Source organism: Alcaligenes sp. Lyrl_28 (assembly GCF_051948705.1).
Classification (GTDB): Bacteria; Pseudomonadota; Gammaproteobacteria; order Burkholderiales; family Burkholderiaceae_B; genus Alcaligenes; species Alcaligenes ammonioxydans.
The window spans coordinates 45,799-59,398 of sequence record NZ_JAYJLG010000003.1 but is presented as its reverse complement, the minus strand read 5'-3'; the positions used below and the strand labels follow the sequence as shown (position 1 = coordinate 59,398).

Genomic DNA, 13,600 nt, shown 5'->3' with positions numbered 1-13,600 from the left:
GTGTGCCAGCGCTTCCTGCACAAGGCAGGAACTGCTCATGCATCATGCGCTCTGGCGGCGCAACGAGCTGCCCGAGCATCATCACAACGCATCTAACTGAGCGCCCGGCCATCTGCGACGACGCTAAACATAAAAAAAGCCTGCCGTTTGGCAGGCTTTTACACAGGGCTGGACGGCTGGACTTAACTCATCGCTTCTTTCAACACCAGCATCTTCACCAGCGCATCGACCGACTGACTGGACTTCAGCCCCGGTTTGCCCAGCAGGCGGGCACTCAGTTGCCGCACACCACGGTTGTCGGGGGCCTGCAGCAAGTCCCAGCAGGCCAGCGTTAACTGGGCGGCTGCCAGCAGATGAAGTTCTTCTTCAAACTCAGAGTGGCTGGCTGGCAAAATGCCGCGCACGGTGTTGAACAAGCGTGCCATTTCCTGCACTTCGCTACGCAGCATCATGTAGCAGGCCAGACTGGCCGGAGCGATCGGCTCGGCACCTGCATGTTGATGCATGAGCGCAAAACGGGTCTTCAACACCTTGCCATCATGCCGACGTACGGTACGCAGCACAATTAGATCCAGATGAACAGGCTCGCCCTGACGCTGGCGCAACTGCACCGGCTCAACGGCATACCACAGCGCGATTTCACTGAGCCTGACCCGGCCCAGTGTTTCAAGGTGCAGGCGAGCAGCCAGATCGGGAATGGCATGAAAGGCCAACTGTTTGCTCAGGGCATTCGGCGTGGTTTTACCGTCCTTGTGCCACAGGGAGGTCGCGCCGGGGATCAGCGCCAGCCAGTCTGCAGGCATGTCGGCCCACTGACGCCACATGGTGGGCGATCCGCCTTCAAAAATATGCAGCAGATTCACCGGCTGGGCCTGGGTGTTCAAAACCTGCATGGCCTGATTAAGCGCTTGTGTGGGACTGGGCCGTTCCATGCTGCGCACCCCACGTACATCCGACCACTGTGACGGTGTCTGACGCTGATAGTAGGGAACGCTGAGAGCCTGACCTTTGGGGCTGAACAGGAAACTGAACGAACACTGCTCCTGACTGCCTGCAGGCTGATGATCTGCGTGGATCACCAGCAAACGAGACACATCGCCTTCGCTCACTTCCTGACACGCGGCGCGCATCAAGCCTTCGGCTCGTTGTGCAGCAGCCCCATCCTGCACAGCAGCATGAGGGGCGTGCAAGTCACGCCAAAAGTCATAAGCTTCGGCGCAGGCCAATCGCTCGTCCAGATCAGCGGCGGCACGCCGTGCCTGCTCCAGGCCGACGGGGCCACCCGCCGAGGCAGCAGACAAAAGACGCGGCAAGACACGCGCCCGGCGCTCTTCCTCGGCCTGATGTTCCTGAGCGGACTGCCCGCCACTTTCCAGCAAGGCGGCCAGGTCGCCAGAGCTGGCCGCATACAGAGGGCGCTGACTTTCGCGAACCTGCAAGGCAGAATCGACCAGTTCACCCGCACTCATAAAGCGCAAGTCCTCGGGCACTTTCTGGCCATTGGACACATAATGGATTGGCAATTTGAAACGAATGGCTGTATCCAGGGGAGCACCCAGCTTGATGGCCTCATCCACTTTGGAGATGATGCAGCCGCTCAACGGCGTGCCGCCGTCCTGGGTATAGCTGCGGGCCACCTCATCCAAGGTATCCCCCTGGCTGGCGGCGTTAAGCACCAGCAGGCGCTGTACGCGGCGACCGGCACCTGCCAGCAAAGCGGCCTGTTCGCGCACATAGCGATCCCGCTGGCTGATCCCCATATTGTCGATCAGGATCACCTGATCGGGCCGCACGCCCAGCATCACGCTGCGCAACTGCGCCACATCCTGAACAATATGTACGGCCACTCGCATGAGGTCGCCATAAATCTTTAATTGTTCATGAGCACCAATCCGATAGGTGTCCGTGGTCAGCAAAACCACTTTATCCGGGCCGAAACGACGTACGGCGCGGGCCGCCAGCTTTGCCAGCGTGGTGGTCTTGCCCACCCCCGTAGGACCGACCAGCGCCAGGGCCAGCCCCGGCTGCCACAGGGAATCCTCAGCCCGCAACACGGGCAAATGGGTTTCCAGTTCGGTACGCACCCACTGCAAGGCAGCACGCGCGCCCAGCTCGGGCGGCAGGCGCTTGAGCAGCGCACGCAATAACGCGGTGCTAAAACCCTGCGACAACAGGCTCTGGAACAGATTGACCGCAACCGGAGAGCGGCGCATCTGATGGCTCCAGACCAGATCATCCATCCGGCCTTCCAAGGCACCGCGCAACGCACCGATTGCCCCCATCACATTGTCGGCAGCCGGTGGCGCAGCCATGTCCTGCTGACGTATGCCCGCTGCCTGATGCGCTGTGCCCGTGGGCATGGGCGCACGCTCGGCCGTAGCACCGGGAACCGAGCTGGAATCCGTGGCCAGAATTTCCACCCCGCCATTGACTCGACGGTTGGACACAATCAATGCATCCGGGCCTAAAGCAAGGCGCACCTGACGCATGGCCTCACGACTGGTACTGCCAAAAAAGCGACTTATATTCATTCAGACTGACCAATAATGGTGGTGACCCGAAGAATGCGTTCTTCAGGAATTTCAGCGTTAGACAAGACACCCAACTGGGGAATGTGGTGACGCAGGAAACGAGACAGGGTCGCCCGCAAAATGGGCGGCACAACCAGCACGGGTGGGTCGCCATGCTCTTCCTGGAACTGGGCGGCCCGCATGGTATCGGTCAGCACCGACTCGGCCAGACCGGGCTCCAGAGCGCCGCTGCTGGTCAAGGCCTGCGTCATGACACGCTCCAGACGCGCATCCAAGCCAATCACGCGCAGTTCGCCCTCGCCGGGGAACCACTGTTGTACGATGGCCCGGCCCAGCGCCACCCGCAAAACGGCCAGAAGCTCGCCTGCCTCTTGCCCGGGCTGGACGGCACCGGGAGCCAGAATGCGCGGCGCATGTTCGGCCAAGGTCTCCACAATGCTGCGCATATCGCGAATCGGCACATCTTCCGCCAGCAGACCTCGCAAGACCTTGAGCAAAAGGCTAAGAGACAGGGTCTGGGGCACAAAATCCTCGACCAGCTTGGGAGCCTCGCGCCCCACATGGTCGAGCAGTTGCTGCACTTCCTGACGGCCCAGCAATTCAGCCCCGTGGCGATGCAGTAAATGATTGATGTGCGTGGCAATCACCGTGCTGGCATCGACCACGGTATAGCCCGCAATCTGGGCCTGTTCACGCATACTCACGTCAACCCACACAGCGGGCAGACCAAAGGCCGGATCGCTGGTCGGGGTGCCCGGCAGCTTCATGGTGACACCGCCAGGATCGATGGCCAGCCACTGGCCCGGCGTGGCGGTACCGCGCCCGATCTCCACACCGGCCAACAAAATGCGGTAATCATTGGGCTTGAGTTCAAGGTTGTCCCGGATATGAACGACGGGCGGCAAAAAGCCCACTTCCTGCGCAAACTTCTTACGCAAACTGCGGATACGGTGCAGCAACTCACCGTTTTGAGCGTGGTCCACCAGCGAGATCAGGCGATAGCCCACTTCCAGCCCCAAGGGGTCGACCATGGACACATCATTCCAGCTGGCTTCGCTGGCCGCTGAATCGGCTGCCGCCAAGACCTCATCATTGGGTTCACTGGTCTGCTGTGCCTGTTCTGCCTGATGTTTCTGCATCAGCCAGGCCCCCGCTCCCAGAATGGCCGCCAACAACAGAAACACCAGATTGGGCATGCCGGGAATCAAACCCATCAAGCCCAGAATCCCGGCAGTGATATACAGCACCATGGGATTGCGGAAAAGCTGGTTGACCATCTGCTGGCCCACATCCTCATCAGTGGCCACCCGCGAGACCACGACCCCGGCCGCCGTGGAGATAATCAGGGCGGGAATCTGCGCGACCAGCCCGTCACCAATGGTGAGCAAGGTATACACATGGCCGGCTTCCGAGAAAGACAGGCCGTGCTGCAGCACGCCGATAACCAGTCCGCCGATGACGTTGATGACCATGATCAGCAGACCGGCCACCGCATCACCGCGCACAAACTTGCTGGCACCATCCATGGAACCGTAGAACTCGGCCTCCTGCGAGACTTCCGCCCGGCGACGTCGCGCATCTTCCTCGCCAATCAGACCGGCATTCAGATCCGCATCAATGGCCATTTGCTTGCCCGGCAGGGCATCCAGGGTAAAGCGGGCTCCCACTTCGGCAATACGGCCCGCACCCTTGGTAATCACCACAAAGTTGATGATGACCAGAATCACGAACACGATCAGACCCACGGCAAAATTGCCGCCGACCAGAAAGTGACCAAAGGCCTCAATCACCTGCCCCGCCGCATCCGGTCCTTTATGACCGTTCATCAGCACCACCCGCGTGGAGGCCACGTTCAGGGCCAGACGCAACAAGGTGGCAAACAGCAGCACCGCCGGAAAAGCCGCAAAATCTAAGGGCTTTTTGGTAAACATGGCCACCAGCAAAATCATGACGGCCAGGGCGATATTAAAGGTAAACAGCAGGTCCAGCAGAAACGGCGGCAAGGGCAGAATCATCATGGCCATCACCATGAGAATCAGCACCGGGCCGGCGAGAAGCCGGGCGTGTTGTCCCCCGTTTTGTTTCAGTAAGGCAAAAAAATTGTTCATTGCTTTTAATGTTTGCGCGAACGCAGTGGACCTTCATCCATGCCCGTGGGCACGTTCAGTCGGGTGGGCATGATCGGACGTTCGCCCTGCCCCTTGTTCCAGTTACGAAGCTGATAGACCCAGGCCAGCACCTCGGCCACCGCCGAGTACAGGTCCACAGGAATCTCACGCTCCAGCTCAACATTGAAATACAAGGCTCGCGCCAGCGCGGGTGCTTCCAGCATCGCCACCTTATGCTCTGCCGCCAGCCCGCGAATCTTGGCGGCGATCAGGCCCGTTCCTTTGGCCACCACGCGTGGCGCGCCACCTTTGCCATCCTGGTACTTCAGCGCGACCGCATAATGCGTGGGGTTGGTGACCACCACATCGGCGCCCGGCACCTGGGACATCATGCGCGAACGCGCCATGGACCGCTGCTGCTGCCGGATGCGCCCTTTGACATGCGGATCGCCCTCACTTTCCTTATGTTCTTCCTTTACGTCCTGACGCGACATGCGCAGCTTCTTATAAAAGCTCCACAGCTGCCAGGGCGCGTCAATCAACACAATCACCAGCAGGCTGGCGGCAATCAGGGCGCAACACTTGATGATCAAGGTCATTCCCGTGGCGATGGCCGCTGTGGGATGCACATACATCAGTGCTGTCATCTGCTCGCGCTCGGTCCAAATGACATAGACCGCCACGGAGCCGACCAGACCCGCTTTGGCCAGGGTCTTGATCAGTTCAATCACCGTTTGCATGGAAAACATGCGCTTGATGCCCTTGGCCGGATTCATGCGTTCGAACTTGGGTTGCAGCGCCTTGCCGCTAAAACTCATCCCACCCAGTGCAATGGAGGCCAGTATCGCGACAAGCACCAGCAGTGCAAACAAGGGCGCCAGCCCCTTGAGTGCTTCGCCAGCCAGCCCCGCCGCCTGGACCACCATGGCATTGGGGTCATGGGCGACACGGGGATCGAACCAGACGCTGCGCCGCACGATACCGCCGAAGGTTTCATACAGATACGCAGCCCCGACCCAGATTCCACCAATGCCGGCCAGCAGCATCAAAAACGTGGTCAGCTCTCTGGAACGGGCCACCTGCCCTTCTTCCCGCGCCTTTTCCAGGCGCCGGGGCGAGGCCGGTTCTGTTTTTTCGAGATCGCTGTCTTCTGCCATGGACTGCCAAGACGCAGGAATTGAAGGAATGAATCAGGCGCCCAGCACAAATGTCGCGCTCGCACTACAGGTCGCGGGGTCATTCTAAAAGAGCACCGCCGCTCTGATAGCGCGGAGAAAGCCCGATAAAAGCAGGCTGTTCCCCACAAGCAAAAAGGCGCTGCAGTGCGCAGCGCCTTTTTAATGTCGACACAAGCCGTCTCGAAGGGACAGGTTCAAAAGCCCAGATTGGCCAGCAAATCGTCCACCTGATCCTGGCTGGTGACCACTTCCGAGGCCACCGGCGAGACCACTGGACCATTGATAAGGCTTTGAGTTTCTTCGCGTTTTTCCGTGGGCACATTGTCGACCAGCACCTGGACCAGCTCGGTCTCGATGGTGCCGACCACGCCCAGCATGCGCGTGATCACCTGCCCGGTCAGATCCTGAAAATCCTGGGCCATGATGATCTCCAGCAGGTTGTCCTGGGTCTGCTGGGCCTTGACGGGCACATCGCGCAAAAAGCCACGCGTGCGCTTGACTAGCTCGCGGGCCTGATCCTGGTCCAGGGGCTGCTCAAACCATTGCTCCCATTCCACATCGAGCGCCTGGGCGTCGGCTTGCAAAGACTCTTGCAAAGGACGCACCTGCTCGGCAGCATTGAGCACCCGGTTGGCGGCTTGCTCGGTCATGCGAGCCACATAGTGCAGACGATCGCGGGCATCCGGAATCGCGTGCGCGGCATCTTTGATGGCTTGATCCAGACCCAGTTCGCGCATGCTTTCCCGCAGCAGGCGGGTCAGATTGGCGATGCGGTAGACCAGATCAACCGGTACGCTTTGGGAATCAGGATGAGTCGGTGTTTGCTGTGGGTCCATGACGTACTCCGTATTAACCGCCCATTTTCTCGAAGATCTTGTTCAGCTTTTCTTCCAGCGTTGCGGCGGTAAAGGGTTTGACCACGTAGCCATTGGCCCCTGCCTGGGCGGCGGCAATAATGTTTTCTTTCTTGGCTTCAGCCGTCACCATGAGCACCGGCAACGAAGCCAGGTTCGCATCAGCGCGAATCTGTTTGAGCATCTCCAGCCCGTCCAGATTGGGCATGTTCCAGTCCGAGACCACAAACTCAAAATTGCCATTACGCAATTTCTCCAGGCCCATCTGGCCATCTTCAGCTTCATCCACATTCTCGTATCCCAGATCCTTGAGCAGGTTCTTGATGATCCGGCGCATGGTAGGAAAGTCATCGACGACGAGAATCTTTATATTTTTTTGTACCATTTACATTCTCCAAATGAGTAGCATGCCAGTGCGTTCAGGCCCGTTTATACACGGTGCCCAAAGGCCCCCACACTGGCTAGAATTCGTTCGCTGATCTGCCCCAACGGCAAGGCGATATCCGTTGCGCCAATTTGCAAGGCTTCACGCGGCATGCCAAAGACCACACTGGTGGCCTCATCCTGGGCAAAGGTCAAGGCTCCTGCCTGTCTCATGGCCAGCAGGCCTTGTGCGCCATCCTTGCCCATGCCGGTCAGAATCACCCCCACGGCATTGCGTCCGGCCAGCTCGGCAGCAGAGTGAAACAGGACATCGACCGAAGGCCGATGACGATTGACCGGTTCGCTATCGACCAGCTTGACCACATAATTGGCCCCTGAACGGGCCAGCTTCATGTGAGCGACCCCGCCTGGAGCCAGATACACGTGGCCGGGCAGCACGCGTTGACCGTCCTCAGCCTCATGCACCTGCATGGAGCACAAGCCATCGAGTCGGTTCACAAACGAGCGTGTGAAACCGGCAGGCATATGTTGGGTAATCATGATGGCCGGACAATTGGCCGGCAAGGGCTCAAGCACTTGGCGGATGGCTTCCGTGCCACCCGTGGAGGCGCCAATCATGATCAGTTTTTCAGTCGTTGAAAAATTATGCGTCAGGCGGCGCGCCGGGGCCGCGCCTGGCACGGCCGGAACAGCACGGCGCGGACGGGCAATGGAGGCCGCACGGATCTTGTCGGCAATCAGGTCCGAGTAATCGAGCAGGCCATCGCGCAGGCCCAGCTTGGGCTTGGTCACAAAGTCCACGGCGCCCAGCTCCAGTGCACGCAAGGTGACATCCGAATTGCGCTCGGTCAGCGAAGAGACCATCACGACCGGCATCGGACGCAAGCGCATCAGGCGCTCCAGAAAATCCAGGCCGTCCATGCGAGGCATCTCCACATCCAGCGTCAGGACATCTGGATTGTGTTCTTTGATCAGCTCGCGCGCCACCAGCGGGTCCGGGGCTACCGCCACCACTTCCATATCCGCATGACTGTTGATAATTTCCACCATCAGGCTGCGCACCAGGGCGGAATCGTCTACACACAAAACTCGAATTTTCTTCATGCTACTCATAATCCCGATTTCAAGCGCCGACAGAGCCTGGCGCTTGGCAAGAGGCGGTCAGGCCCTAATTGCGGACATATACCGTCTGACCAAGCAGGCGAAATGCCTTGGTCAGGTAAGAGAAATTCTCCGAATGCCCGACAAACAGCAGGCCGCCCGGTTTGGTCACGGCGGCAAATCGCTCCAGAATGCGCGTCTGGTCATCCCGATCAAAATAAATCATGGTGTTTCGACAGAAGATCACATCAAAACGACTGGACGAGGGCCAGGTTGGCCCCACCAGGTTGAACTCCTCGAACTCCACCATGTTGCGCAACACGGGCTTAACCCGTGCCAGCCCTTTGCGCGCGCCCACGCCGCGCTGAAAATAGCGGGGCAACCAGAGATCGGGCACAGGCTGGATGCGCTCCAGGGTGTAGACCCCCTGCCGGGCCTTGTCCAGGGCAGCCGAGTCAATATCGCTGGCCAGGATGGACACGTTGACATCAGGCGAGGGGCAGTGCTCGCGCACAGTCATGGCAATCGAATATGCCTCCTCGCCGGTCGAGGCCGCACTGCACCAGATATCCAGCGGCTTGCCGCGTGTGCTGACAAATTTGCCCAGAATATCGAAGTGATGCTGCTCGCGAAAAAACGCAGTGTGATTGATGGTGAAAGCGTTAACAAAATCCTGCCATTCCTGGCTGTGCGTGTCCTGCTCCAGAACGTCCAGGTACTGACGCACTTCCCGCAACCCCGCACCTTGGCTGCGCATGCCCAACGTGCGGGCCACCATGTCTTCTTTGTGGGTACCTAAGATGATGCCCGCATACGACTTGAGCAAGCGCGCGGCTCGCTCACAGTCGGCCCTCGAGGCTTGCGGGATCGAGGGCAATGTATAAACAAAAGGTTCCACAGATGTGCTCATATCGCTACAGGCTGGCCAAGGTCCCGCTAAAAGGCCCCGTCGACAGACGCTCGGTGGAACGCAAACGCTCCGGTCCGGACGACTCAAACGGATCATCAATAATGTCGTGCGCGCTCACCTTGAACGCCGACACCGCATCGGACAGACGGGTGGCCTGATCCTGCAAAGACCCGGCCGCTGCGCTCGCCTGCTCCACCAGAGCCGCGTTTTGCTGCACAACCACATCCATTTGTGCAACCGCCCGGTTTACCTGCTCAATCCCCTCGGACTGCTCGTTCGAGGCGGAAGAAATTTCTGCCATGATGGTGGTCACGCTCTGTACCGAACTGACCACTTCCATCACCACCTTGCCCGCCTCATCCACCTGGCGGGTCCCTTCCTTGACCTTGGCCAGCGACTGCTCGATCAAACCCTTGATCTCGCGGGCGGCCTGCGCACTGCGCTGCGCCAAGCTACGCACTTCCCCGGCCACCACGGCAAAACCCTTGCCCTGCTCGCCGGCGCGCGCTGCTTCCACGGCAGCGTTCAAGGCCAGGATATTGGTCTGGAAAGCAATGCCGTCAATCACGTTCACAATCTGCGCGATCTGCCCCGAACTGGCAGACAGATCCTCCATGGTCTGCACCACGGTAGAGACCGCCTGACCGCCACGCAGCGCCACTTCCGATGCGTTCTTGGCAACCTTGTCGGCCTGCTGGGCATTATCGGAGTTCTGGCGAACCGTACTGGCCAATTGCTCCATGCTGGCCGCCGTCTCCTGCAAGGAGGCAGCCTGCTCTTCCGTGCGACTGCTCAGATCCGTATTGCCCACATAAATCTCATGTGAGCCAAAGGTAATCTCCTCCACCCCCTGGCGCACGGTCTGCACCATCGACTGCAGGCTGTTTTGCATACGGCGGACCGCATCGTAGAGCACGCCGATCTCATTGGTGGACTTGACCTCTACACGCTGGGTCAGGTCACCACTGGCAATCCGGTCAAAATGTTCTCCAGCCTGACGCAGGGGACGCAGCACCATGCGATTCAAGAACACATACACCGCCAGGGAAATAAACAGACACAGCACCATGGCCAGTCCGACCAGACGGATTACCAGGTTGTATTGCTCGTTCTCTTTCTGGTACTGGGTATCAATCGAGCGCTGCTGAGCCTCTTGCAAGGAGTTCAAGGCGCTGTACAGATCTTCTTCCAGGAACTTGGTGGTCGTGGCGACATAACTGCGAAAACCTGCAATATCGCCCTGCTCCAGATAGGCAATCAAAGGCAGCACCCCGCCTTGCATCAGCGACATGAATGCCGCATCTACACGCTGATAATAGTCATTGGTGCCTTCCAGCTGCGTGGCCACGCCCTGATACTCAAAAAACGCTTCCTGGGCACGCTCGAACTGCTTGCGCGTCGCCTCCAGCGCATCACGGGTTGCCGAACTGATCGCTGAGGTTTCAGGCGCCGCATCGCTCCACTCGGCCATCAGGTCCTGGTTTTGCAGATCGTTGCTGACCACATAGCTGATGGCCGCTCGTCCAATCAGGGTTTGGGTCTCTTTGTAGTGCTCGATCGCCTGATACATGGCCGAGCCTACCCGCTGGTTGACCACGATGCTTTGCAGCGCACCGTTATTGGCACGCAGGGACAAAATCCCCAAAGCCGCGCCCGCCACCAGCATTGCCAGAAAAAACACCAGTACCAGAATCAGACTGGTCCGCACCTTCAGATTGGCCAAACGTAATCCATCCAGCATCGCAAGCACCTTGTCTAGAGTAGATCAGAACATCAGAGGCGCTTGTGACGCCTCCCCCGACCCGAACAATCCTTGAAGGACCTGCTCAACAGGCCCCGCTTTGCAAGTCTTTGCAGACTCGGGTGATCAGGCCACCGCGCTATCGACCAGTGCCATCTCTTCGCTGGTCATGAGTTTTTCAATATCCACCAAAATCAGCATGCGTTCACCCAGCGTGCCGATCCCGGTCAGGTACTCGGTCGAGAAAGCTGTGCCAAAGCTGGGGGCGGCACTGATCTGGGACGACTGCAAAACCAGCACGTCCGAGACCCCATCCACCACCACACCTGCTACGCGGTCGTGCAGATTCAGAATCACCACCACGGTCTGGTGGTCGTACTCCACCCGCTCCATGTTAAAGCGCACCCGCAAGTCGGCGATAGGCACAATCACACCGCGCAGATTGGTGACACCCTTGATGAAGTTGGGCACGTTGGCAATACGCGTTACGGTCTGAGAGTCGTAGCCGCGTATTTCCTGAACTTTCAGAATATCGATGCCGTATTCCTGGTCGCCCAGAGTAAATACCAGATACTCCTTGCCGCCAGCCTCGGCAGCTTCGGAGTGGGAAGTAAAGTCGTTGGACATAAAGATCTCCGAATAATCAGGCCCACGTCGAGGCGGGGTCCCGCGCCAGACGTTGCAAGGCAAAAACATCAACAATCAGGGCTACGCTGCCATCGCCCAAAATGGTGGCAGCGGAAATACCCGGAATTTTTCTATAGTTGGCTTCCAGGTTCTTGACCACGACTTGATGCTGCCCGATCAGGTGATCGACCAGCAAGGCAAAGCGCATGTCTTCAGCCTGCAAGATAACGGCAATCGCGCGCGTCACATCGGTCTCGGCCCCCTCAACCGAGAAGATGTCACGCAAGGAAATCAGGGGCAGATACTCGCCACGCACAAACATGACGTGATCGGTATCGGTTACGCGGCGCAACTGCTCTTCAGTAGGCTGCATGGATTCGGTTACATGAGCCAGCGGCAGGATGAACACTTCATTGCCCACCTGTACCGACATGCCGTCCAGAATCGCCAGCGTCAGCGGCAGAACAATACGGGTGGTCGTTCCCTTGCCCGCACGCGAGTACAGCTGCACATGGCCACCCATGCTTTGAATATTGCGTCGCACCACGTCCATGCCCACGCCACGCCCGGAAATTTCCGTAACCTTGTCGGCGGTGGAAAAACCGGGGGCAAAGATCAGTTGCCAGACTTCGTCGTCCGGCATGCTCTCGGTTACCGGCAGGCCCGAGGACATGGCTTTCTTCAGAATACGTTCGCGGTTCAGGCCGGCACCATCATCCACCACTTCAATAATGATGTGGCCACCCTGATGCTGGGCTGACAAGGTCAGCACGCCCTCTTCTTCCTTGCCCGCTGCCAGCCGATCCTCGGGCATTTCAATGCCGTGGTCGATACTGTTGCGCACCAGGTGAGTCAGCGGGTCGATAATGCGTTCGATCAGGCTCTTGTCCAGCTCGGTGGCCTGCCCCTTGGTGACCAGACGAATCTTCTTGTTCATGCGTGCGGCACTTTCACGCACCACGCGCGGAAAGCGGCTGAACACATAGTCCATGGGCATCATGCGAATGGACATGACCGACTCTTGCAGATCACGCGCATTGCGCTCGAGCTGCTCGATACCGTTGAGCAAACGGTCGTGCACCACCGGGTCCAGCGTAGAGGCCGTCTGCACCAACATGGCTTGCGTGATGACCAGTTCGCCCACCAGATTGATGATCTGGTCGACCTTCTCCACGCCCACACGAATGGTGCCGGACTCCTTGGGTGCTGCCGCCTTGGCGGGTTTGTCGGCCGCTTTGGGAGCAGCAGGAACCGTCGTTGCCGTTTTCTCAGGCTCAGCGGCAACCGGAGCCGCTGCGGGCGCCGGAGCGGCCGGCGCGACAGCGGGGGCTGCAGGCTCGACAACCACTGCAGCCGCGGGAACCACGGCGGGTGCCGCAGTGGACGCAGACGTCACCGCTTGCCCAGGCGCGGCGGCCGGTTTTACCGACACCTGATCGGCATTCAGAATAAAGCAGCACACGGCCAGGATATCGTCAGCCGAACCCGTGGTTTCCACCCAGATATCCAGGCGATCACCTTCGCGAGTTTGATGGACGATGGTGCCCATCAACTCCATTTCCTGTTGCAAGGCCTCGGCATCCTTATCCGAGACCGGCCCCATGGACACCCACAGCGGCAAGCCTTCCGTATTGGCGGCCGGTTCCGGCTCGGGCTCTGCTTCGGCTTCAGCTTGCAAAATCGCTTCTGCGCCTTTCGTGTCCGTTGCCAGAATGCCCTTTTGTTCCAGGGCCAGTTGCCTTAACTGCGCGCAGATGCGAGTGTAGGCTTCCTCGTCAGGCTCCTGTTCCTCGCGGTAGGCATTGACTTGTCCGGTTAGCACGTCCTTGGTTTCCAGAAAGAGGTCAATCATGTCCTTGCGCAATTGCATCTCGCCATTACGGACCAGATCGAGCAGATTTTCGAGTAAATGAGTCGTCTCAGCCAACTGACCGAAACAGCCAAACGTGCCCGCCCCACCCTTGATGGAGTGCGCGGCCCGAAAGATGGCATTGAGCTGGTCACGATCTGGCTCATCCAGATCCAGCTCCAGCAGCAAGCGCTCCATGTCCGCCAGCAACTCATCGGCTTCATCGAAAAAGGTTTCGTAAAACTGACTCAGATCCACGCCGGAGCTCATGAACACTTCCTTCTTGGTTATGGCTTAGAACAACAAAACAAAAAGCA

The 13,600-nt window shown here is 58.9% G+C and carries 10 protein-coding genes; all 10 read right to left on the bottom strand.

What is annotated here, in order from left to right; all coding sequences use genetic code 11:
* Positions 1–182: 182 nt before the first annotated feature.
* A complete protein-coding gene (gene flhF / locus VF694_RS08020; protein WP_003804692.1) occupies positions 183–2,531 on the bottom strand; it encodes a flagellar biosynthesis protein FlhF in 2,349 nt (782 codons plus the stop codon).
* The gene (flhA, locus tag VF694_RS08015; RefSeq protein WP_003804694.1) at positions 2,528–4,639 is read right to left on the bottom strand and encodes a flagellar biosynthesis protein FlhA; all 2,112 of its coding nucleotides are present in this window, start codon (positions 4,637–4,639) and stop codon (positions 2,528–2,530) included. The genes flhF and flhA overlap by 4 nt, the downstream gene beginning before the upstream one ends.
* 5 nt (positions 4,640–4,644) lie before the next feature.
* The gene (flhB, locus tag VF694_RS08010; protein WP_003804696.1) at positions 4,645–5,796 is read right to left on the bottom strand and encodes a flagellar biosynthesis protein FlhB; all 1,152 of its coding nucleotides are present in this window, start codon (positions 5,794–5,796) and stop codon (positions 4,645–4,647) included.
* A 215-nt stretch (positions 5,797–6,011) separates the two neighbouring features.
* Entirely contained in the window at positions 6,012–6,653 is a 642-nt protein-coding gene (gene cheZ, locus VF694_RS08005; protein ID WP_003804698.1) for a protein phosphatase CheZ, read from the bottom strand.
* Between the two features lie 13 nt (positions 6,654–6,666).
* Entirely contained in the window at positions 6,667–7,056 is a 390-nt protein-coding gene (gene cheY / locus VF694_RS08000) for a chemotaxis response regulator CheY (protein ID WP_003804700.1), read from the bottom strand.
* Positions 7,057–7,100: 44 nt separating this feature from the next.
* On the bottom strand, positions 7,101–8,159 hold the full coding sequence (locus tag VF694_RS07995) for a protein-glutamate methylesterase/protein-glutamine glutaminase (RefSeq protein ID WP_003804702.1): 1,059 nt from the start codon (positions 8,157–8,159) through the stop codon (positions 7,101–7,103).
* 64 nt (positions 8,160–8,223) lie between these two features.
* Positions 8,224–9,066, bottom strand: coding sequence for a CheR family methyltransferase (locus VF694_RS07990; protein ID WP_230406275.1), 843 nt, complete (start codon positions 9,064–9,066; stop codon positions 8,224–8,226).
* A 4-nt stretch (positions 9,067–9,070) separates the two neighbouring features.
* Positions 9,071–10,807, bottom strand: coding sequence for a methyl-accepting chemotaxis protein (locus VF694_RS07985; protein WP_003804706.1), 1,737 nt, complete (start codon positions 10,805–10,807; stop codon positions 9,071–9,073).
* A 126-nt stretch (positions 10,808–10,933) separates the two neighbouring features.
* A complete protein-coding gene (locus VF694_RS07980) occupies positions 10,934–11,434 on the bottom strand; it encodes a chemotaxis protein CheW (RefSeq protein WP_003804708.1) in 501 nt (166 codons plus the stop codon).
* Between the two features lie 16 nt (positions 11,435–11,450).
* On the bottom strand, positions 11,451–13,553 hold the full coding sequence (gene cheA / locus VF694_RS07975) for a chemotaxis protein CheA (RefSeq protein ID WP_003804710.1): 2,103 nt from the start codon (positions 13,551–13,553) through the stop codon (positions 11,451–11,453).
* Between the last annotated feature and the right edge of the window lie 47 nt (positions 13,554–13,600).